21 protein-coding genes are annotated in these 21,216 nt (G+C 32.2%); 3 read left to right on the top strand and 18 right to left on the bottom strand.

From position 1 onward, the window contains the following. Positions 1-34: 34 nt before the first annotated feature. From RWZ86_RS01015 to RWZ86_RS01005, 3 genes are all read right to left on the bottom strand, one after another. Positions 35-796: a hypothetical protein gene (locus RWZ86_RS01015; RefSeq protein WP_314679250.1), complete on the bottom strand. Its 762-nt coding sequence runs from the start codon at positions 794-796 to the stop codon at positions 35-37. A gap of 167 nt (positions 797-963) precedes the next feature. Further along, a complete protein-coding gene (gene htpX / locus RWZ86_RS01010; RefSeq protein ID WP_314679247.1) occupies positions 964-1,860 on the bottom strand; it encodes a zinc metalloprotease HtpX in 897 nt (298 codons plus the stop codon). 21 nt (positions 1,861-1,881) lie between these two features. Continuing rightward, complete coding sequence (locus RWZ86_RS01005; protein WP_314679246.1) at positions 1,882-2,439, bottom strand: LemA family protein; 558 nt, start codon at positions 2,437-2,439, stop codon at positions 1,882-1,884. Between the two features lie 140 nt (positions 2,440-2,579). On the opposite strand from RWZ86_RS01005, the gene RWZ86_RS01000 reads away from it, so the two are divergent. Further along, the gene (locus RWZ86_RS01000; protein WP_314679244.1) at positions 2,580-3,296 is read left to right on the top strand and encodes an SMI1/KNR4 family protein; all 717 of its coding nucleotides are present in this window, start codon (positions 2,580-2,582) and stop codon (positions 3,294-3,296) included. Between the two features lie 89 nt (positions 3,297-3,385). Here RWZ86_RS01000 and RWZ86_RS00995 read toward each other — a convergent pair whose 3' ends face one another. From RWZ86_RS00995 to groES, 8 genes are all read right to left on the bottom strand, one after another. Continuing rightward, on the bottom strand, positions 3,386-5,068 hold the full coding sequence (locus RWZ86_RS00995) for an ABC transporter ATP-binding protein (protein WP_314679242.1): 1,683 nt from the start codon (positions 5,066-5,068) through the stop codon (positions 3,386-3,388). Between the two features lie 12 nt (positions 5,069-5,080). Beyond that, positions 5,081-5,809, bottom strand: coding sequence for an ATP-binding cassette domain-containing protein (locus RWZ86_RS00990; RefSeq protein WP_314679239.1), 729 nt, complete (start codon positions 5,807-5,809; stop codon positions 5,081-5,083). Positions 5,810-5,941: 132 nt separating this feature from the next. Then, positions 5,942-6,682, bottom strand: coding sequence for an ABC transporter permease (locus RWZ86_RS00985; RefSeq protein ID WP_314679237.1), 741 nt, complete (start codon positions 6,680-6,682; stop codon positions 5,942-5,944). Between the two features lie 171 nt (positions 6,683-6,853). Beyond that, the gene (locus tag RWZ86_RS00980; protein WP_314679236.1) at positions 6,854-7,489 is read right to left on the bottom strand and encodes a TetR/AcrR family transcriptional regulator; all 636 of its coding nucleotides are present in this window, start codon (positions 7,487-7,489) and stop codon (positions 6,854-6,856) included. Between the two features lie 410 nt (positions 7,490-7,899). After that, positions 7,900-8,421, bottom strand: a complete 522-nt coding sequence (locus tag RWZ86_RS00975) for a transcription repressor NadR (protein ID WP_314679234.1) — start codon at positions 8,419-8,421, stop codon at positions 7,900-7,902. Between the two features lie 2 nt (positions 8,422-8,423). Continuing rightward, positions 8,424-8,954 carry an ECF transporter S component gene (locus RWZ86_RS00970; RefSeq protein WP_399544630.1) on the bottom strand — a complete coding sequence of 177 codons (531 nt, stop codon included), beginning with the start codon at positions 8,952-8,954 and terminating at the stop codon, positions 8,424-8,426. Positions 8,955-9,250: 296 nt separating this feature from the next. Beyond that, on the bottom strand, positions 9,251-10,870 hold the full coding sequence (gene groL, locus RWZ86_RS00965; protein WP_314679232.1) for a chaperonin GroEL: 1,620 nt from the start codon (positions 10,868-10,870) through the stop codon (positions 9,251-9,253). Between the two features lie 19 nt (positions 10,871-10,889). Then, positions 10,890-11,159, bottom strand: a complete 270-nt coding sequence (gene groES, locus RWZ86_RS00960) for a co-chaperone GroES (RefSeq protein ID WP_314679231.1) — start codon at positions 11,157-11,159, stop codon at positions 10,890-10,892. Between the two features lie 158 nt (positions 11,160-11,317). On the opposite strand from groES, the gene RWZ86_RS00955 reads away from it, so the two are divergent. Then, positions 11,318-11,596, top strand: a complete 279-nt coding sequence (locus RWZ86_RS00955; RefSeq protein ID WP_314679229.1) for a DUF4305 domain-containing protein — start codon at positions 11,318-11,320, stop codon at positions 11,594-11,596. A gap of 492 nt (positions 11,597-12,088) precedes the next feature. Here the strand turns inward: RWZ86_RS00955 and plsX are convergent, their stop codons facing one another. The 4 genes from plsX to RWZ86_RS00935 all read right to left on the bottom strand — a co-directional run bounded on the left by plsX (position 12,089) and on the right by RWZ86_RS00935 (position 17,539). Then, positions 12,089-13,090, bottom strand: coding sequence for a phosphate acyltransferase PlsX (plsX, locus tag RWZ86_RS00950; RefSeq protein ID WP_314679227.1), 1,002 nt, complete (start codon positions 13,088-13,090; stop codon positions 12,089-12,091). After that, the gene (gene recG, locus RWZ86_RS00945) at positions 13,083-15,134 is read right to left on the bottom strand and encodes an ATP-dependent DNA helicase RecG (RefSeq protein ID WP_314679224.1); all 2,052 of its coding nucleotides are present in this window, start codon (positions 15,132-15,134) and stop codon (positions 13,083-13,085) included. The genes plsX and recG overlap by 8 nt, the downstream gene beginning before the upstream one ends. Before the next feature lie 328 nt (positions 15,135-15,462). Continuing rightward, on the bottom strand, positions 15,463-17,142 hold the full coding sequence (locus RWZ86_RS00940) for a DAK2 domain-containing protein (protein WP_314679222.1): 1,680 nt from the start codon (positions 17,140-17,142) through the stop codon (positions 15,463-15,465). Between the two features lie 34 nt (positions 17,143-17,176). Further along, a complete protein-coding gene (locus tag RWZ86_RS00935) occupies positions 17,177-17,539 on the bottom strand; it encodes an Asp23/Gls24 family envelope stress response protein (protein WP_227930892.1) in 363 nt (120 codons plus the stop codon). 264 nt (positions 17,540-17,803) lie between these two features. Here RWZ86_RS00935 and rpmB point away from each other — a divergent pair, with 264 nt between their 5' ends. Continuing rightward, complete coding sequence (gene rpmB, locus RWZ86_RS00930) at positions 17,804-17,992, top strand: 50S ribosomal protein L28 (RefSeq protein WP_006703478.1); 189 nt, start codon at positions 17,804-17,806, stop codon at positions 17,990-17,992. Positions 17,993-18,035: 43 nt separating this feature from the next. Here rpmB and RWZ86_RS00925 read toward each other — a convergent pair whose 3' ends face one another. From RWZ86_RS00925 to RWZ86_RS00915, 3 genes are all read right to left on the bottom strand, one after another. After that, positions 18,036-20,093 (bottom strand): heavy metal translocating P-type ATPase, encoded by a 2,058-nt coding sequence (locus RWZ86_RS00925; RefSeq protein WP_314679220.1) that lies wholly within the window; start codon positions 20,091-20,093, stop codon positions 18,036-18,038. Beyond that, positions 20,093-20,374 (bottom strand): DUF6110 family protein, encoded by a 282-nt coding sequence (locus tag RWZ86_RS00920; protein WP_314679218.1) that lies wholly within the window; start codon positions 20,372-20,374, stop codon positions 20,093-20,095. Before RWZ86_RS00920 ends, RWZ86_RS00925 begins: the two co-directional genes overlap by 1 nt. A gap of 166 nt (positions 20,375-20,540) precedes the next feature. Next, on the bottom strand, positions 20,541-21,215 hold the full coding sequence (locus tag RWZ86_RS00915) for a thiamine diphosphokinase (RefSeq protein ID WP_314679217.1): 675 nt from the start codon (positions 21,213-21,215) through the stop codon (positions 20,541-20,543). Position 21,216: the final 1 nt, after the last annotated feature.

Genomic DNA, 21,216 nt, shown 5'->3' with positions numbered 1-21,216 from the left:
GCTTAATTCCTTCACTAAAATTGTTTCATCAACCCTATTTGACAAAGAGCCTTTTTTGTTTAAAAATCTCTAAAATCCACCCCTGATTTTCATGATAGATTAATTGTCCAAATAAATTTTCTTTAATGTACACATTTTCCATAACATGATAGCGATCTTCTGCTACATATAGCGGAATTGTATATTCTAGTAAGTCTTTTTTGATTCTTTCCGTTGAAAATACCATGCCGACTTTAAAATACGTCACTAATTCTTTCATCAATTCTACTGGCAAATCTGTAGCATTTTTCTCTTGATTGAAAAATAATCGTCGATTTAAACGAGTCATTTCTTCGCTCATTTTTTTCGTCAATTGAGCAGCCAATTGTCGATAAAAATCATCCATCTTACGATAATACACTTTTGTAAATTCTTGCCCTAAATTTAAAAAGATAAAATTATTTTGTAATTTATAAAAAAACGGAGAATGTAAATGTGTATTTGCATGAGAAATATATAATAAATCGGCAATTTCTTGAGGCGTTAATTGATGCAAAAATTCTAACGACTCAAAATCAATCCAATTATATTCTGCCGCATTATTTTGAATTTCTTCTAAAAAGGCAATAATCTTCTTCTCATCTTTTATATAATAAAACCCTGTATAATCATCATAAGTTGCTAATGGAGAACGTCCCTTTAATAATAAAACATTTTTAGGAACTTCGTTTTGTGTCAATACTGCTGGTTGAAAATGAATCGAACTACTTAATACATGATTCGAAATTGAATCTAAATGTACATAAATTGATTGCATCACAAAACTCCTCCCTTATACTTATTCCACATTACTATTATAGGGGAAATATCCCTGTTTATGTATATTTATTTCATTACAAATTCCATGTGAAAGCTTTTTCTTTGTAACAAAAATGAAATAAAGACAATCGAAGCCTTTACTATAAAACTTCAATTGTCTTTATCCTACATTTCTCTTAAACGTTTAATACGATTACTTGTTGCAGGATGTGTTGCAAACCAAGAATCTTTCTCTTCATTTCCCTTTTTAAAAGGATTGGCAATATATAATGCTGCACTTTGAGGATCAGCTTCTTCCATTGCTGGAGCTTGAGAGATTTTTTCAAGTGCTGAAATTAATCCTTGAGGATTTCTAGTAAACTCTACAGCTGTAGCATCTGCTAAATATTCACGATTTCTTGAAATGGCTAATTGTAAAATCGTAGACATAAATGGCCCTAAAATCATTGCTAAAATGGAAATCACCATCATAATCGCTGCAATTCCATTATCTTCATCTTTTGATCGTCTCGAAGAACGACCAAAAAACATCATACGACTTCCAAATTGGACTAAAATAGCAATGACTGCGCCAAGCGCAATCGCAATGGTTTGTAATCTTACATCATAATTTCGAATATGAGCAAATTCATGAGCTAAAACTCCTTCTAATTCCTCACGATTCAAACGTTGTAATAAACCTGTCGTCACAGCAACGGCTGCTTTTTCAGGAGAACTTCCTGTTGCAAATGCATTCGGAGAATCATCATCAATCACAAATATTCTTGGTCTTGGAACTTTTGCAATCATCGCCATATCTTCAACAATATGCCACAATTGAGGTGCTTGTTCGTATTCCGTCACTTCAGTCGCATGATTTAATCGCATCACAACATCTGTCGATTGACTAATCATCATCATTGTATATAATCCACCTGCAACTAAAGCTATTACCATTCCTGCAACAGCATTATCCATTACTGTATAACCTAATCCAATACCTACAAGTAGAAATAAAATTAGATAGAATCCTACTACCAACCATGTTTTTCTTTTATTGGCAGCAATTTGTTCATACATCATCTTCTTCACCTACGCCCAATTTTAGAATTGAACTTTTGGAACTTCACGTGCTTCTGTTGGAATTTCTAACATTTGTTCTTTTGTAAATCCACCAAAATTCGCAATAATATTATTTGGAATCATTTGAATTTTAATGTTATACTGTGCCACGCTTGAATTATATAATTGACGTGAATAAGCAATTTTATTTTCTGTATTTGTTAATTCTTCTTGTAATTTAATAAAGTTGGTATTTGCTTTTAAATCAGGATAACTTTCTGAAAGCGCAAAAATTGTTTTTAATGTTCCACTTAATTGATTTGAAACATCCATTTTTTCTTGAACTGAAGCATTGCTTCCCATATTTGTTAATTGATTTCTCATTGCAATCACTTGAGAAAGTGTTTCTTGTTCATGTTTTGCATAACCTTTAACAGTTTCTACAAGGTTCGGAATTAAATCATTTCTTCTTCCTAATTGAACATCAATTTGAGCTGCTGCTTCGCTAACCCAGTTTTTTAATTTTACTAAGCCATTATATGCAGATACAGCCCAGATAATGACTACTGCAATAATTCCTAAAATAATCCATAATGTCATATTGACACACTCCTTTATATTTTATACAGTTAATTGTAACAAATCGAATGAGTTTTGCAAACTTTTATCGATTAATTGAGCATATTTTATCATATTTAGTATTACTTACCTCATACTTTAGACCTATTTTTGGAGGAATCATGGCACTCATTCAAAATCCTTATACCAAAACATTACTAGATTCTACTACACCTATCCATCATCATTGGACTATTGGAGACTTGCCTCAAAGTTATTTACAATGGATTCAAAATGAAGGAGCGGGTTACTTTCTTCATTCGAAAATTGACACAATCGAACCAACTCGTTTCGGATTAGACTATACTCTCTTAAATGGCATTGCAGGATTAGAGCAAGGAAATTGGATAAGTGTATTGGATGACTGTTTTTCCCCTAAGAACACGGCACTACCTAATTACTTTATCCCCTTTTTTAAAGATGAATCTGTTTACTATTGTTTTGATTATCTTGAAAAAGGAAAAGAACCTTGCATTCGTCTCATAGATATAGAGATGGATCAATGGTTAACAATTGCTTCTTCTTTTGAGGAGTTAATTCATTCAATGAAACCTCATATTGAAATCGTTGATTTTGACCATCGTCATTGGATTACCAAATATACTAGAACGCAACAATTGGGATTATTCCATCCTGAAAACTTTCAAAGCTTATTAGAAATTGAAGAGGAAGAAAATTTTAATAGCTATATATACTGGCTTGCTAAAGGCTTAGAACAAAATGCTCCAATTTCTTCCATTGCAAAAGAAGCACTCGATTTTTTACTTGAATACCGAAAACAAGAATTAGAAAACTCCCCAGCTTACAAATTGATACAACACAAATCAACGAATAATTGATAGAAAAAAACAAGACTTACCGTTCAGTAAGCCTTGTCTTTTATTTTTCTCGATTTTATCCTAAGTAAATCTGATTTAATTTAGTATGATTACTCACTAAATTTAAACAGCTTATAAAATTCACCTTCTCGATCCATCAAATCCTCAAAAGATCCATCTTCAACAATTCTCCCGTCTTTCATAAAAAGAATTCTATCGTATTTTTTCAAAATAGTCTCATTCAACTTATGCGTAACAACAAGAGCTGTCAAATCTTGAATTTTCAAAATTGAATTTTCAATTTCAGTAGTAACTTGATTATCCAAAGATGAGGTAGCTTCATCTAATAATAAAATTGGCGTTTTTCGAATTAAAGCACGTGCAATACTAAGTCTCTGTTTTTGCCCTCCAGATAGGTTCAATCCATTTTCTCCACACAAAGCTTGCAGACCTAAATCATTCTCTAATACATAACTATTTAAACCAGACTGCTGTACAGCTTGTTTTATATCATATTCAGTAAAGGATTGATTAAGGGTAATATTTGCTTTTAAAGTATCATTAAAAATATAAACATCTTGCTGAACAACTGTCATTAAATTATAAAGACTCTCCATTGAAATAGCTTGTAAATCTTCATTATCAATTGAGATATCTCCACTAGTTACATCATAAAAACGCAACAATAGATTAAGTAAAGTGGATTTCCCACTTCCTGACCTACCTACAATAGCAATTTTTTCTCCCTTTTGAATCTTCAAAGATAGATTAATAAAAATCCTTTCTTCAGCATTTGGATAAGAAAAATCAACATTTGAAAATGTAATCACTTCATCGAAATATTCTTTTGTTTTTCCCTTTTGAAATTTCGGTACATCGTATACCTTGAAAGCTTCTAGTGTTACCTGACCTTCACGGAATTTACTTATTCCTACACCAATCTCATTTAGTGGCATTACTACAAAATTAACTAATTGAACAATAGCTGTTACACTCCCAATAGAAGTATAATCATTAAAAACAAGATACATTCCTCCTCCAAAGGCTACTAAAAAAACAATCATTCCTGAAAGCTGAGAAATAATATTAGCTAAAATATCAAACTTACCTTTTATAAAATATACCTCATCCAAGTTTTCACTTTCATGACTATAATCCTGATAAATAACCTCTTTCACATTAAAACTTTTAATAACTAGAAAGCCTGCTATAATACCTTTAACCTTAGTTAAATATTTCTGTTCTGCAATCATAGCACTATTTTGAAGACGGGCTGACTTTTGTCCAATAAATCCTGTACTCATCATAGGAATAATGCTGGCAATAATAACTAATAATGTTAAAAACCAATTACCTATAAACATAGCTATTAGTGAAAAAATCATTAAGGAAAGATTTTTTGAAATATGAAAAAACTGGTACAAGTAATCCTGTTCAATTTTTTTCATGTTTTCAGTCAAAATTGAAATAAATTTCCCTGATGTTTCCTTAGAAAATTCTCTATAATCTCTATCTAAAATAGATTGGAACACCTTGTTTTTATATCTTGCCATAATTTTTCTAACCAGCTTATTTCTCAATCGAAAGGATATAAAATTAAGACCAGCATAGATGAATATAACAACAGCTCCCACAAGTATTGCTTGAGTTAAATCTTCTTTATTTTTAGACATTCCACTATCAATAATCCCTTTAATAGAATAAGCAAAAGCAATATTAGTTAAAGGAACAAGTATATTAAAAATCATGAAAGCATAGAAAGCCGTCTGATGGTTCTTTATTAATTGTTTCATTCTTAATCTGCCTCATAATTCTTGATTTTTACTTAAAAAATGTGACATAAAATATTCTTCTAAGTCAATATTTTCTTGTATCAGATCTTTCATATAGACCTGTTCAATCATTGCTCCATTTTTGATAACACCAATCTTATCTGCAATCTGAGAAATTTCCGATAAAATATGACTTGATATTAATATTGTAATTCCATATTCTTTTGAAAGTGACAGTAAAAGATTTCGAATTTCTTGAATCCCTACCGGATCCAAACCATTAATTGGTTCATCTAAAATTAATAATCTGGGTTTCGTTAAAAAAGCACGAGCTAAACCTAGCCTTTGTCTCATTCCCAATGAAAATTCTTTTACTTTTTTAGTCGTATTTTTTAATCCGACCATTTTTAAGGCACTTATTATGTCTAATTCTGTAATATTTTCCCCCATATATTGAGCGTGTATTTCTAAAATTTCTTTTGCAGTACGGTCTTCATAAAATATTGGTGTTTCAATAATACTACCAACCTGACTTAAAATTTCCTCTCTACATTCTTGTAAATTTTTCCCGAAAATTTCAATACTACCTGACGTAATCGTTAATAAAGATAACATGCATTTCATTAACGTTGTCTTTCCAGCACCATTAGGTCCTAAAAAACCATAGATTTCTCCTTCAGCAATTTGAAGGTTAATATCACTCAAAATTTCTTCCTTATCTATTGTTTTAAAAAGTTCTTTTATTTCAACAATATTTTCCATTTCTATCCCTCTCTTTCAATATACGGTTTCAAAGTGAGTCATTTTCCCTCAGTTATATAAATTACAAAGGTTCCCTTTTTATTTATTCTTTTATTTGAGAAAAATCCTCTCACTTGAATAAACTCAGCTATACTACTCGATATTAATATCTTTTTTTGAAATCATATAAATTGAAAATGAAACAATCATTAAACTTATAAAACTAGCAAATACTAAAAAAAAGACGTTATCAACAAAATTATTCGTTAAACTTCCAGGAGTTACATTAGAAAGTAGTGCTGCCAAACCAAGACCTGAAAGCATTGTTATAGGAGTTGAATACTTAATCATTCCTAAAACAAAAGGAATTAAACCGACTAATACTGTTCCAAACGTAATTCCGACTAAATTAATCAAATGATTCGTTAATGGAATATAATTTGCCCCTGTTAAAAATGCCATTAATTTAATAAATAATTGAATAACAATATGTGCAGTAAAATGAGTAATAAATGATAGTAGGATTACTGATAACATTTTCCCCCATAGTAATTTCATTTTCGAAATAGGATAAGCAAATAACTGAAGAATTGTTCTTCGTTTAAATTCATCAATAATAATACTAGACAATAAATAAGATTCAAAAATTAAAAACGCTGCTTTTGTAAATAAAGATGAAAACAATGACGCTGCAACTGCCCAACCTTCCCATTTACTTGTACCTCTAAAATCATTAATACTCTGACCAACGAATTCTCCCAATTTATTATCCGTACCTAGACCCATAATTATAATTCCTGTAATAGCTGATACTATAAATATGGTAATTAACCAAGCTAAAAATAATTTAACTTTTGAAACTTTATTTATTTCAATTTTTATAAGTGACAACATAGATTTTTCCCTCCAAAAAAATTTTTTTTATATTAATTACAATATTCTAAAAACATTTTACATACTTTCGGTATGTAAAATCCAAAAAAATAAACATACTAAAGGTATGTATAGTAGTTTTTTAATACCACACCTAAAGCATGGTATTTTTAAAACATTTATACGTAAAACTTATTTACTGCTTTTTAAGTGATCAAATAATTTGAAAATTATTTCCATCATTTCATCAGTAATCAACTGTACTCCCAGGCCTTCAAAAGTTAGTTTAATGAAATTCATTTTACGCTTTAATTCCTCTACTGTATAAATAGAAATTTGGAACCCAATCCAAATATTTAAAGTTAAAATAATTAAATCTGCTAATTCTTCAGGATATTCTGTTTTAATTGATTTATCTTTAACACCTTCAAAAACCTTTTCTCTAATACCTGGTAAAAAATCAGAAAATAGATTTAAATACTGTTCTCCTAACAAACGTGGACTTCTTAACATAATTGAAGCTGAGTATACGAGTCTTTGTTGTTCAAAATTAGAAAAAGAATCCATTAAAGAATTTTGTATTTTTTCTAATCCTGTTTCTCCTCTCCAATTATAATTTAAAATTTGTTGATTATTTTCACTAATGATTGATTGCAATATTTCATTTTTTGACTCAAAATGATGATAAATAACACCTTTTGTTAATCCACCTAATCCATCGATAATATCTTGTATTGATGTATTATCAAATCCTTTTTCTAGAAATAATTCTTTAGAAACTTCTAATATTTTTCTTCTTGTTTCTTCCGGATTTCTATTCCTTGGCATTATAACACCTCCTTTTTCATACCGGAAGTATGTAACTTGGATTATAATGAACAAAATTTACGTTGTCAAGCATACTGTTATTTTCTTTAAATTAAAGAATCAATTTTTAATGTCAGTTTAAATAACTCTTCCAAAGTATTTTTTTATCTAACTTTTAGAACTAAGTACAAAAATGACCAAAAAAGTTAGACCTAAAACCTAACTTTTTTGGTCACTATAATTCTAAACGCACTCCCATAAATACACGTCCAAAAAGTAAGACTTTCCATAGTAGTACAAGTGATAAAAACTGCCTCGCAGATTTTATCACAAGAAAAATTGAGACCCTAGGCTCAATTTTTAGCAATGAGACTCGCTTTTGCGAGGCTGCTTGCGTCTTCTACTACTATGACAGAAAGTCTATACAAAATTTATAAAGAGTCGTCGATTAAAAATCCCAACTTTCTCAATGCCTTCTCAATTTCATCTAAATCCTGCTTCGTATCAGCTTCCACTAAATGATAATGAACCCCATCCGTTAACTCAGACAAAGGACGAAATTCTGTTTCTTCTACTTGCTTCATAAAATGAACAATATCTCTTCGACAAGTCATTTTCAACAACGTTTGAATTTCCCCATATACCGGATGATCCACTAAAACCGTTTTGACCTTACCACCATTATCCACAATAGCAAGCAATTCATCTTCAATATCATCAATCGTATGTTTCACCTTAAACAAACGATGCATTTGTTGCGGTTGCTTAGAAGCAGAATGAATATAGCCTCGATTCGTTGAGATAATTTCTTCCCCATCTGCACGTAAAATGGCAATATCCTGAACAATAATTTGTCTTGTCACATGAAAATGGTCCGCTAATTGCTGTCCGTTAATCGCTGATGAAGATTCTTTTAATAAACTCAATAATTGCTTTCTACGTGTAATGGTCACTATTAACCCTCTCTCTTATGGATTTTCTTTAATGAACGATAAATACCAATCGCTACTACATAGTCTACCATACTATGAATAATCGTACCAACTCCCACTAAGACAAATAAAACATATAATAATTTTTGAAGATCTTGACCTGTCACACTGTAAAATACAAAACATACAAATACTTCACCAATGGCATGAATAATTGCTAAAACAATATTGAAAATCCATGAAGATTTTTTATTTTCTAATATATTCGGGAACTTTCTCAAATAAAGAGCCCCTAATGTCCCAAATAAAATATGAGAAAATGCTCGCAACACGATAATAAATGGGAATCCTGCTAGGAAGAAACCAATGGTAGATCCTAATACAACAAATACTGTCATCCATGGAGAAAGAAACATTGCAATAAAAATAGCTACGTGACTTCCTAAAGTATATGATGCCGGTGGAATGACAATTTTGAATGGCATTATAATTGGAACAACAATCGCAATTGCTGTTAGTAAAGCTGTTAACGTTAAAAATCTATTCTTTTTCATTGAATATATCCCCTTTTCTACTGTATATACAGTAGTGTATACCACAACTTTACAGATTTCAATGTTTTTTTATGAAAATGAGAGAATTTTTTCATAAAAAATGAAAAAGACTTCCCGAAGTAGCCCACGCCCAGTTACGTTCACTTTGCTACTTCAGAGAAGTCTTACTTTTATTCGTATTCTTATAAATAAACGTCCAAATAAACAGACTTCTCGCTGTAACACGAGACTCGCTTCGCGAGGCTGCTTGCGTCCCCTATGCTACTTCAGAGAAGTCTAGTTTATATATATTACAATTACATCATACCCATTCCTGGATCCATTCCAGGCATTGCTGGTGCAGCTGGAATTGGTTTATCAGCTACAACTGCTTCTGTTGTTAATAATAAAGCAGATACAGAAGCTGCATTTTGTAAAGCTGAACGAGTTACTTTAGTAGGGTCTACAATCCCTGCTTCAATCATATTTACCCATTCATCACTTGCTGCATTATATCCAATTCCTAACTCTTGAGCTTTCAAATGAGCCACAATTACAGAACCTTCTAATCCAGCATTTGTTGCAATTTGTCGAAGTGGTTCTTCTAATGAACGAGAAACAATTTTCGCACCTGTTGCTTCGTCCCCTTCTAATTCTAAAGTATCTACTGTTTTTTGAACATTCACTAGTGCAGTTCCACCACCAGAAACGATTCCTTCTTCAACAGCAGCACGTGTGGCATTTAAAGCATCTTCAATACGTAATTTTTTCTCTTTTAATTCTGTTTCAGTTGCAGCACCTACTTTAATAACAGCTACTCCCCCTGATAATTTTGCTAAACGTTCTTGTAATTTTTCACGATCAAAATCACTTGTTGTATCTTGTGCTTGAGAACGAATTAAAGCTACACGATTCGCAATTAATTCTTTTGAACCTGCACCTTCAACAATTGTTGTATTATCTTTAGAAACAACTACTTTTCCAGCTGTACCTAATTGTGCTAAAGTAGCATCTTTTAATTCTAAGCCCAAATCTTCTGTAATGACTTGAGCACCTGTTAATACAGCAATATCTTCTAACATTGCTTTACGACGGTCACCAAATCCTGGCGCTTTAACCGCTACTACATTAAATGTTCCACGTAATTTATTTAAAACTAATGTTGGTAATGCTTCTCCATCTACATCATCCGCAATAATTAATAATGCACGACCTTGTTGAACAATTTGTTCTAATAATGGAATAATTTCTTGAATATTCGAAACTTTTTTATCTGTAATTAAAATAAATGGATTATCTAAATGAGCAACCATTTTATCATTATCGGTTACCATATATTGAGATAAGTAGCCACGATCAAATTGCATTCCTTCTACAACATCTAATTCCGTTTCAATTCCTTTAGATTCTTCAATTGTAATAACGCCATCGTTGCCAACTTTTTCCATTGCTTCTGCAATTAAACTACCAACTTCTTGAGAACCTGAAGAAATAGCTGCTACTTGTGCAATCGCTTCTTTTGATTCTACAGGACGAGAAATTTTGTGTAATTCTTCTACAGCAGCACGTGTTGCTAATTCAATCCCACGACGAATCCCTACTGGATTTGCCCCTGCAGTGACATTTTTTAAACCTTCACGAACAATTGCTTGCGTTAAAACAGTGGCAGTTGTTGTTCCATCTCCGGCAATATCATTTGTTTTAGACGCTACTTCTGCGACTAATTTTGCGCCCATATTTTCAAAATGATCTTCTAATTCAATTTCTTTCGCAATAGTTACCCCATCATTTGTAATTAATGGTGAACCAAATGCTTTTTCTAACACAACATTACGACCTTTAGGTCCTAAAGTTACTTTTACTGTATTTGCTAAAATATCTACTCCACGTAGCATCGATGCTCTTGCATCTTCTGAAAATTTAATATCTTTTACCATTTTTCAGTTCCTCACTTTCTTATTGTACAATTGCAATAATATCTTGTTCTTTTACAATAATAAATTCTTGACCATCTAATTTAACTTCAGTTCCTGTATATTTTTCAAAGACAACACGGTCTCCTACTTGAACTTGACGATCTTTTTCTTCTGTAAATTCACTCACAGCTAACACTGTCGCAAATTGTAATTTTTCTTGTGCAGCAGTTGGTAAAAATAATCCTCCTGCTGTTTTTTCTTCTTGTTCTACCATTTGAATAACAACACGATCTTTTAACGGTTTTAACATAATTTTTCCTCCTTGATTTTTAGCACTCTTTCTTCTTAAGTGCTAACCACACTACTATAGTACTCATTTGGTCAAAAAAAATCAAGAAAAATTACTTGAAAAATTCTCTATAATCTTGTAAGATTTTTTTAAAGAATAATGATGGGGAGGGCTTTTTGATGATTAGTAAACAACAATTTTTTTTACATTTTATAATTGAAATTTTTATTGCTTCTTTCTTTATATTTTTAGCAGTACAATTACTTCCCATTCGTGGTTGGGAATTTTCAACAATTTTTTGTTGCGTTTTTGCCACATTTAGTATTTCAAATGCGATTCGAATGTTAAATTCTTATCTCGCCATGAGAAAATTAATCAATGAAACCGCAGATTTAATTGAAAAGAATTTTACATTTATGGAAACAGAAGATGAAGATTCTGATTCTCCAAAAGAATAAGAGAGGTTATCCACTTGAATAAAAGAATCTTAATCTATTCCCTAGGAACTACTTTTATCCTTACAATTCTCGTTTTGCTTTATGGAAGCTTCACGAATAAATTTATGTTAGACTTTGTTTATATTGGAAATACTTTAACACTATTGAGTTTCCCTTTTTTAATCATAGGCTTAACTCTATTAGTCATTCAATCTGGAAACTTTGATTTTTTCCTTTATAGTTTTCGTTCAAAGAAAAAGGGATATGTTCCACAAAAGAAAAAATCATATCCGTCTATCATTCAATTTTGTTTATGGACTTTTGCATTATTATGGATTATTTCAATTCTATTAACATTCCCAAAAATTTTTAATTAATCAACGAAAAAAGTGACGTCTGCCAAAACAGCACGTCACTTTTTTGTACTCCCTTAGAAAAGACTTTGCATAGTAGATATGGCATGAAACCGAAGGTTTGCTGCCGTCGTCTATTACTATACCGCAAAGTCTATTTCTAGTTCTCCTCAAAATAGTCAACCAAATCTTTCACTACGCCGCTTCGAACAATCGTATCAATTTGCTTCAACGCAAAATAAACACTACTTGCACTAGAAGAACCATGCGCCTTCACTACAGGAGCTTTCAATCCAAATAATACTGCGCCCCCAAATTGAGAATAATCTAAAGTATTTTTCAATGAACGGAAAGTATTCTTCAATAATAAAGCCCCTATTTTTCCGGTAATCCCTTGATTTAAAATATTTTCCTTTAATAAACTCATCATTGTTAAAGCTGTACCTTCAATCGTTTTTAAAACTGCATTACCCGTAAAACCATCAGTTACAACAACATCCGCAATTCCATTTAAAATTTCTCTTGCTTCAACATTTCCAACAAAATTAATCGATGAATTTTCTTGAAGAAGTGGATACACACTTTTTACTAAGTCATTTCCTTTTCCTTCTTCAGTTCCATTATTTAATAAACCAACTGTTGGATTGTCAATCTTTAATACATATTTTGCATAGTATGAACCTAATACTGCAAATTGTTCTAAGTTTTGTACTTTACATTGAGCATTTGCACCAACATCCATTAAAATAAATTGACGATTTTCTTTTCCAACAACTGGTAAAACTGGCATTAACCCTGGACGATCAATTCCTTTAATACGACCAACAATTAATAAACCACTTGCTAGTAATCCGCCCGTATTTCCTGCTGAAAATAGCGCATCTGCTTCGCCATCTTTCACTGCTTGAGCTGCAACTACCATGGAAGCATCTTTTTTACGACGAACAGCCTTAACCGGTTCATCTTCACTTGTTACTTTCTCACTACAATGAATAATTCTAATATTTGGTAGAGTTTCTGTCATCACTGCTTGAATACTATCTTGATCTCCATATAATTGAAATTCATTTTCTGGATATTCTTTTGCTGCTTGAATAGCACCTGCTACAATTTCTTTAGGAGCGTGGTCTCCACCCATTGCATCAATGGCAATTTTAACCATTTAAAACTTCCTCCGTTTCACGACTTGTTTGTTCGATAAATTCTTGTATTTCTTTATAAGTTACACTGTCCTCTTCTTCGATAACAAATGTAATAGCATCTTCTCTTGCTTGTTCTAGTATATCATAATCTTGTACAATGTCAGCCACTTTAAACTCTGGAATTCCAGATTGACGAAGTCCAAAAACATCTCCAGACCCACGTAATTCTAAGTCTTTCTGACTCAAATAAAATCCATCTGTTGATTCACACATAATTTGCATTCTTTGTTTTCCTTGCTCTGTTTTAGGCGATGCAATCAAAATACACGTCGATGCATGTTCTCCACGTCCTACGCGTCCTCTTAATTGATGTAATTGAGCTAATCCAAATCGATCTGCATCTAATATGACCATTACAGTGGCATTTGGTACGTCTACACCTACTTCAATAACAGTTGTAGAAACTAGTACTTGTACTTCATTTTTTTGGAAGGCATTCATGACACTTTCTTTTTCATCACTTTTTAAACGTCCATGTAATAAACCTACTGACAAACGATTTTCAAATCGTTTAGAAATCATTTCATAAATTTCAGTAGCATTTTGAACATCTAAATTTTCACTTTCTTCAATTAAAGGAGAAATCACATACGCTTGTCTTCCTGATTGGACTTGTTTTTCGATATAATCATATACTTTTTCCAACTCTTGTTCTTTAACCCAAAATGTTTTAATTGGCTGTCTTCCTTTAGGAGCTTCTTTTAAGATGGATGTATCCATTTCTCCAAAAGTCGTAATGGCTAATGTTCTTGGAATTGGGGTTGCTGTCATTTGCAGCACATTTACTCCCATTCCTTTTTGTGCTAATTGCACTCTTTGTTTTACTCCAAATCGATGCTGTTCATCAATGACAATGAAAGCTAAATCGTGATAAATGACATCTTCCTGGAATAAAGCATGAGTCCCCACTAAAAGTTGAAGTTCTCCCTTTTCTAATTGCTCTAATAATTGCCGTCTTTCTTTTAGAGTTGTTGTTCCAGTCAGTTTTCCAACTTTTATTTCAGTCTCTTTTGTTAAAGCACAAATGGTTTCGTAATGTTGATCTGCTAATAATTCTGTTGGAACCATTAAACAAGCCTGCTTTCCTGTTAAAGCAGTTGCTACCATCGCAATTGTAGCAACAACCGTTTTTCCACTTCCAACATCCCCTTGTAATAAGCGACTCATTTCATAAGGAGCTCTTAAGTCATAGCAAATTTCATTGACTACTTTCTTTTGCCCTTCTGTTAATGTAAAAGGTAAAGTTTGAATAAATACCTTTAATGCTGCATTTTCATATAAAATACTTTGTCCTTTTTGAGAATGATGTCTCTTCTTTTTTAAGCTCTGTAGTTTTAGTTGGTAACAAAATAATTCTTGATACACTAATTGCTGTCTAGATTGTTTTGAATGACGTTCATCTTTTGGAAAATGCATTCCTTCAACCGCTTCTGGATGTGATAGTAATTGTCTTTTTTTCTGAATCGAAGAAGGCAATGGATTTGGAATATTTTCTTTATACAACGGTAAAGCTGTTTGAATTAATTTCAATAATGTACTTTGTCGAATGGATTTATTCGTTCGATATACCGCTTCAAAATTGGACGTTTCTTCCATATCTTCTTTCGTAGAAATAATTTTCATTCCCATTAAAGTAGATCGTTTGGCATCCCATTTTCCAAAAATAATACATTCTTGATGTTGAATTAACTTATTTTTCAAATAGGGTTGATTAAAAAAGGAAACTTGGATAACTTGTTCACCAATCGCCATTCGACAGGATATTCGGTTTTTCTTAAAGCCATAATAATGAACGACTGGTTCTGTTACAATGATTCCTGCTAATGTGACTTTTTCTTGATCCATGATAGTGGAAACATCTCTTACTTGAAGGTCTTCGTAGCGAAATGGAAAATGGGTTAGTAAGTCATAAATGGTATCAATTCCTAAGTCATGTAAGGGTTCCATTCGTTTAGGTCCGACACCTGGTAAAAATCTTACGGATTGAAATATTGTTTTATCCATTTCTTCACCTCCAATAGTCTTATTCTTTTATAGTTTAGAGAGGAAAAGAGATACTGTCAACTGTTGTTATTTTTTTTATAATTTATAAACAAAAATTTTCATAGTTGCAAGGTCGCCAGCAGCCTCGCAAGCGAGTCTCATGGCTAAAATTCGAGCCTAAGGTCTCAAATTTTCCCCGTAATATGAGCCTCATATTACTTTTGCAACTATTAAAATTCTTGTCTATTTTGACGAGTTCTTTTGCTTGAACGTTTTCGATGACGAAATTTTATAGCTGCAAAAACACGTAAAAAAGACTGGACGTTTTCCATCCAGTCTCTCTAATATTTTATTCTACTGCTAATAAATATGCATATACAGGTTGTAAACCTTCGTGTAATTCTACTTCAATATCTGGGAAATGTTCTTCAACATAAGAAACAATTTCTTCGGCTTCAGATACTTCTACATCTTCCCCAACTAAAATTGTTAAGATTTCAGATTCATCATTCACCATTTTAGCAATTGTATCGATCGTTGCTTGTTTACGATCAGGTACACTAATTAAAATTTTACCATTTACAATACCCATGAAGTCATTTTCTTTAATGTCTACTCCATCAATGGAAGTATCACGAACGGCATTTGTAATTTGACCGCTTGTCACTAGTGACAATTGTTCTGTCATCGCTTCTTGATTTTCTTCTAAACTAGCTTGTGGGTTAAATGCTAATAATGAAGATAATCCTTCAGAAATTGTTCTACTTCCCACAACTGCAACTTCTGCATCTTCACTTACTTCAGCAGCTTGATTTGCAGCCATTAAAATATTTTTATTATTTGGTAAAACAATCACTTTTTCAGCATGAGCTTCTTTTACTGCTGCTAAAATATCTTCTGTACTTGGGTTCATTGTTTGACCACCATTAATAATTGTTGTCACACCCATGCTCTTGAATAATTCATGGATTCCTTCACCCGCAGCTACAGCAACAATTCCATATTCAGCTTTTGGAGCAACTGCTTTTACTTTTTCAGTATAGTCAGTTTTTAAAACTTCCTCATGTTGCAAGCGCATATTGTCAACTTTCACTTTCATTAATGAACCAAAGCGTTGACCATAATTCATCACTTCACCAGGACGTTCTGTATGAACGTGAACTTTAATAATTTCATCATCCGCTACAACTAATAAAGAATCTCCTAATTCATTTAAGTAATTACGGAATGTATCATAATCAAAAGTATCCACTACTGTTTCACCTTCGCCAATACGTACCATAATTTCAGTACAGTACCCAAATTGAATATCCGCTGTAGAAGCATGTTCATAATCAATACCACTTTCGTGATGAGCAACTGAACTTAAATCAATTTTATTCGTTGATAATGCTTGAACTGGAGTAGCTTCTCCTGTTAAAGCTTCATAAAATCCATTATAAATAAATACTAAACCTTGACCACCTGAGTCAACTACGCCAACTTCTTTCAATACAGGTAATAAATCTGGAGTTTTATCTAATGATTTTTGAGCACCACGTAATACAGAACCCATTACTTCGATAATATCGTTTGAACGTTCTAATTTACGAACGCCTCTTTTTGCAGATTCACGAGCAACTGTTAAAATAGTCCCTTCAACAGGTTTCATCACTGCTTTATAAGCTGTTTCAACCCCTTTTGTAAATGCTTCTGCTAAATCTTCACCTGTTAATTCATCTTTTCCTTCAACAGCTTTTGAAAAACCACGGAATAATTGCGATAAAATAACTCCTGAATTTCCACGAGCACCCATTAATAAACCTTTTGCTAAGTCTTGTGCTAACTCTCCTACTGTTTGCGCAGAAGAATTTGCGACACGCTCCGCACCTGATTTAAATGAAAGGCTCATATTTGTACCAGTATCACCATCTGGAACCGGGAACACATTTAGTGAATTGACAAATTCAGCATTTTCACTTAAACGTGCTTCACCAATTTCTACCATTGCTCTAAAATCTTGAGCCGTAATAATATTTTTTGTTACCATTGATTCTTATATCCTCCTGACACACCATCAAAGCTTACGCTTCAATGATTTTTACTCCTTGAACATAAACATTAACAGTGTTCGCAGAAAATCCTAACATCGTTTCTAAATTATATTTTACTTGTTCTTGAACATTGCGACAAATTGCAGAAATTTTAGTACCATAGCCTACGATAATGTATACATCAACAGCTACGCCTTCTTCCTCTTGACGAATCACTACGCCACGAGAATAGTTTTCTTTTTTCAAAATTTCATTTAAATTATCACGAATATGATTACGGCTGGCCATTCCAACAACTCCATAATTATCTGTTGCTGCGCCACCAACTACAGTAGCAATAACTTCATTGCTTAATTCAATTAACCCTTGTTCTGTTTGAATTTTGACTGTCATTTTTGTAACCTCCTTAAAATTCGTACAATCTATTTTTTACAGACTGTTCGATGATTCTCTATTATTTTAACATAAATGATTCATTTTACCTAACTTTTTATGCATGAAAATGCGCTCTCAAAATCAATTTAGCAGAAATTTATACTTTATATTGGACTCTAGCTTGCATTCTATCGTCAACTATGATAAATTATTTAAGTATATGATTTAGTTTAAAAATTATATCAGCTGATCAATGATTTAAATTAAAGGAGGAGAATGACCATGGCTAAAGTATGTTATTTCACTGGACGTCGTTCTGAAACAGGTAACACTCGTTCTCACGCTATGAACGCTAACCGTCGTACTTGGAAACCAAACTTACAAAAAGTTCGCGTTTTAATCGATGGAAAGCCTAAAAAAGTATGGGTTTCAACTCGTGCATTAAAATCAGGTAAAGTAGAACGCGTTTAATTTACACAAACAAAAAGACTGGACAATGTCCAGTCTTTTTTCTTTATTTAATATAAGTAAAACTCTTTCCAATAATGACGGTTGTTGTCAAATTATGGAAAACTGCTAATGTACTTGGCGATAAAAGATTAAACAATCCTAATCCCATTAGCGAAGTATTGACCCATACAGTTGTATTCAAGTTTCTTCCTAATTGTTTTTGTAATTTTGCAGAAATATCATCTAAAACAAGAATTCCAGATAAAGTTTCTTCTAAGAATACAATGTCACTAGCTTGTCTTGCAATATCTGATGAACTTGCCATTACTACCCCAACGTTTGCTTTAGATAAAGCAGCAGAATCATTTAGACCGTCGCCAATCATAAAGACACGATGCCCTTTATCTTGTAAATCTTGAATTACTTGGTGCTTCTGTTCTGGTTTCACTTCTGTATACACTTCGTCAAATTGAATTAGCGAACAAATGGATTCTGTTCGTTTCTTCGTATCTCCAGTTAATAGAATAATACTCTTTCCACGTTCTTTTAACGATTGTAAAACTTCAATCGTTTCCGGACGCAATGGTGTATCAATTAAGAAAATAGCAATTAGTTTTCCTTTATATCCTAAATACAATAGATGATACCATTGAGTATACTCTTCTATGATTTTAGCTTGTTCTTCAGAAATTTCCACGTGATGTTCATTCAACAATTCTAAACTTCCGATAACAACTTTTTCACCATCAATCGAAGATAAAATTCCTTTAGAAGCCACATGCGTTAATTTACCATGCATTTCTTCATGTTCAACTCCATCATCTTCTGCCTTTTGCACTACTGCACTTGCAATTGGATGATAAATATGCTCTTCTAAACATGCTGCAATTCGTAGAACCTCTTCCTCTGAATAACCACGATAAGGTAAAATCTTTTGAATTTTTGGAACCCCTGTTGTTAAAGTTCCAGTCTTATCAAACACATAGGTATCAATCATTGGATATTCATCTAGTGAACTTGAACCTTTTACAACAATTCCTCTTGTAGAAGCTGCTTTAATAGCTGTTAGGTAAGTCACTGGTGAAGATAATTTCAAGGCACATGAATAATCGACTAATAAGAAGGTTAATGCTTTTTGAACCGATCTTGTTAATAAATATGTCACTGCCATTCCTATGAAATTATATTTCACCAAGCCATCTGCTTTTTCTAATAATTGTTTTTGTTGTTTTGATTGATGTAGTTCACTTGTTTTCATTAATTGAACAATTTGTTGTAAACGTGAATTTTGTTCAGCATTCGTAACTTTTACTAATAATTCACCTTGTTCTACAACCGTATTGGCAAAAACAGTATCTCCAATTTTTTTAGATACTGGGAAGGCTTCTCCAGTTAATGAACTTTCATTTAAAAATCCACGACCAGATACAACTGTTCCATCAAAATAAATCTCTTGCCCTTCAGTAGCAACAAATACATCGCCCACTTCTACTTGATGACTTAATTTTTTGAATCGTTCTCCGTCTTTTTCAATCCATAATTCATAAATATTATTTTTTAGATTTTTCTCCAAATCTTCAACGGATTTCTTTTGAGACCACTCATCTAAATCATCTCCAAGATTTAATAAGAACATAATCGTATCAGCTGTTTTATGATCTCCCATTGCCATCGATGTTACAATCGCTACAAAATCCAAAATACTCATGGATAATTTCTTTTCTAAAACAGATTCAAATGCAGCTTTTCCGAATTTCTTCATTTTCCATAATAACCAGAAAATTTTTAATGGTTGCGGAATCAATACTTTTGCGACCATTTTACGGTAAATATGGGAAGCTACAATATCCACAGGTGTCACTTGAGCATCCACTGTAAAATCTCTTTGTTTTTCATTTAAGGTAGACACCTCTAAATGATCTAGGAAACGATAAACACTTGATTCATGTCCTGTTTCAAAAGTAAATGCGATATGTTTTTCATCTTTATAACAAATGATTTGCGTAATTTCTGGAAATAGTCTTTTTTCTTCTTCTAAATACAACTGAACAGCAGCTGTACATCTAAAAGGCACTTCCAAACGCACTCTATTTTTTGATTGAGCTTTAATTGTAACTTTCATTATTGTTCACTTGTTTCTACTGTTGCTAAGTTAGCTGCTTTTTCTTCAACATATAAGTCATTTGCTTCAGCTAATACATCATCTGCATGTTGTTTCAATTGAGAAACAGTTGCATCTAATCCATCTTTTAATTTATAAGATTTTGCTACTGCTTTCGCAACAACATGTTTAGTATCTTTGCTTGCTAAAACTTTAAGTCCTAATGAACCTACTACCACTCCACTTACAAAGACGCTTGATTTTTTAACGAATTTTCCTAATTCTAATACTTCTCTTAACATAAAAAGACCTCCGATATATACTTTTTTGAATCTTTAACAGACTCATATATAGTATAGCTCATTCTATAAAAAATTCAACTCAAAAAAAGAATCACACTTCTATTTCGTAAAGAAAATAAAAGTGTGATATAAGTTTTATTCTTTTTAATGCAGAATTAATTCCGAACTATCTCCACGAATCTCTTGTTTGCCCCACAATGATTCCACCAGACTCAAATGAAATTTCCATTTTTTCATCGATAAATTCATTACTAATTAATGCAATTGGAAAATCATAATTTTGATGATTTAAAGGATATTTTACTTTTTTCAAAGTCAATTGCTCTATAGGTCCGGTTGTAATAAAAGATAAATACTTCGTATGCTCTAATTTATGAATGACATACTCTCCTGGGGTTAAGAAAGAAATATGATTCCATTCATCTTCTAGCGAAAGATATGGAATTAATGCTTGTAATTCTGGACGAAACATAGTCCATAAACAACTAATGGCATGATCAACTCTTCCGCCAAAAGCTCCTAACACATGCACCTTTTGTTGCGGAAAGGATTTTGCAATCCATATTAAGGCTTCTTCAAAATCTGTAAAATCTTTTTCAGAAGGAAATTCAATCATTTTTGAAGCATAATTTTTTAACGCTTCTTTATCCTCTAGTGAAATCGAATCGAAATCTCCAATCGCTAAATCAATCGGCAACTCTTCTTCCATTAATTTCAAACAGCCACCATCTACTCCAATAAATTGAAATTCTTGGCTATCTTTTTGCTGAAGTTTCTGATTAAGCCATCGTCTTATAGCTCCTTTATCTAATGGCCCCCCAATGACTACGATTATTTCCATA

The sequence above is a fragment of the uncultured Granulicatella sp. genome, from assembly GCF_963545075.1.
GTDB lineage: Bacteria > Bacillota > Bacilli > Lactobacillales > Aerococcaceae > Granulicatella.
The sequence above is the reverse complement of the archived record's forward strand: the minus strand, read 5'-3'. Positions and strand labels throughout refer to the sequence as shown.

What these genes read in the sequence shown, in the direction of transcription:
- RWZ86_RS00955 (WP_314679229.1), top strand. Translation starts at nt 11,318, where the DNA reads ATGATTAGTAAACAACAATTTTTTTTACATTTTATAATTGAAATTTTT.
- RWZ86_RS00985 (WP_314679237.1), bottom strand. Translation starts at nt 6,682, where the DNA reads ATGTTGTCACTTATAAAAATTGAAATAAATAAAGTTTCAAAAGTTAAA.
- groES (WP_314679231.1), bottom strand. Translation starts at nt 11,159, where the DNA reads ATGTTAAAACCGTTAAAAGATCGTGTTGTTATTCAAATGGTAGAACAA.
- plsX (WP_314679227.1), bottom strand. Translation starts at nt 13,090, where the DNA reads ATGGTTAAAATTGCCATTGATGCAATGGGTGGAGACCACGCTCCTAAA.
- rpmB (WP_006703478.1), top strand. Translation starts at nt 17,804, where the DNA reads ATGGCTAAAGTATGTTATTTCACTGGACGTCGTTCTGAAACAGGTAAC.
- htpX (WP_314679247.1), bottom strand. Translation starts at nt 1,860, where the DNA reads ATGATGTATGAACAAATTGCTGCCAATAAAAGAAAAACATGGTTGGTA.
- RWZ86_RS01000 (WP_314679244.1), top strand. Translation starts at nt 2,580, where the DNA reads ATGGCACTCATTCAAAATCCTTATACCAAAACATTACTAGATTCTACT.
- recG (WP_314679224.1), bottom strand. Translation starts at nt 15,134, where the DNA reads ATGGATAAAACAATATTTCAATCCGTAAGATTTTTACCAGGTGTCGGA.
- RWZ86_RS00940 (WP_314679222.1), bottom strand. Translation starts at nt 17,142, where the DNA reads ATGGTAACAAAAAATATTATTACGGCTCAAGATTTTAGAGCAATGGTA.
- groL (WP_314679232.1), bottom strand. Translation starts at nt 10,870, where the DNA reads ATGGTAAAAGATATTAAATTTTCAGAAGATGCAAGAGCATCGATGCTA.
- RWZ86_RS01015 (WP_314679250.1), bottom strand. Translation starts at nt 796, where the DNA reads ATGCAATCAATTTATGTACATTTAGATTCAATTTCGAATCATGTATTA.
- RWZ86_RS01005 (WP_314679246.1), bottom strand. Translation starts at nt 2,439, where the DNA reads ATGACATTATGGATTATTTTAGGAATTATTGCAGTAGTCATTATCTGG.
- RWZ86_RS00980 (WP_314679236.1), bottom strand. Translation starts at nt 7,489, where the DNA reads ATGCCAAGGAATAGAAATCCGGAAGAAACAAGAAGAAAAATATTAGAA.
- RWZ86_RS00970 (WP_399544630.1), bottom strand. Translation starts at nt 8,954, where the DNA reads ATGAAAAAGAATAGATTTTTAACGTTAACAGCTTTACTAACAGCAATT.
- RWZ86_RS00915 (WP_314679217.1), bottom strand. Translation starts at nt 21,215, where the DNA reads ATGGAAATAATCGTAGTCATTGGGGGGCCATTAGATAAAGGAGCTATA.
- RWZ86_RS00920 (WP_314679218.1), bottom strand. Translation starts at nt 20,374, where the DNA reads ATGTTAAGAGAAGTATTAGAATTAGGAAAATTCGTTAAAAAATCAAGC.
- RWZ86_RS00995 (WP_314679242.1), bottom strand. Translation starts at nt 5,068, where the DNA reads ATGAAACAATTAATAAAGAACCATCAGACGGCTTTCTATGCTTTCATG.
- RWZ86_RS00935 (WP_227930892.1), bottom strand. Translation starts at nt 17,539, where the DNA reads ATGACAGTCAAAATTCAAACAGAACAAGGGTTAATTGAATTAAGCAAT.
- RWZ86_RS00990 (WP_314679239.1), bottom strand. Translation starts at nt 5,809, where the DNA reads ATGGAAAATATTGTTGAAATAAAAGAACTTTTTAAAACAATAGATAAG.
- RWZ86_RS00925 (WP_314679220.1), bottom strand. Translation starts at nt 20,093, where the DNA reads ATGAAAGTTACAATTAAAGCTCAATCAAAAAATAGAGTGCGTTTGGAA.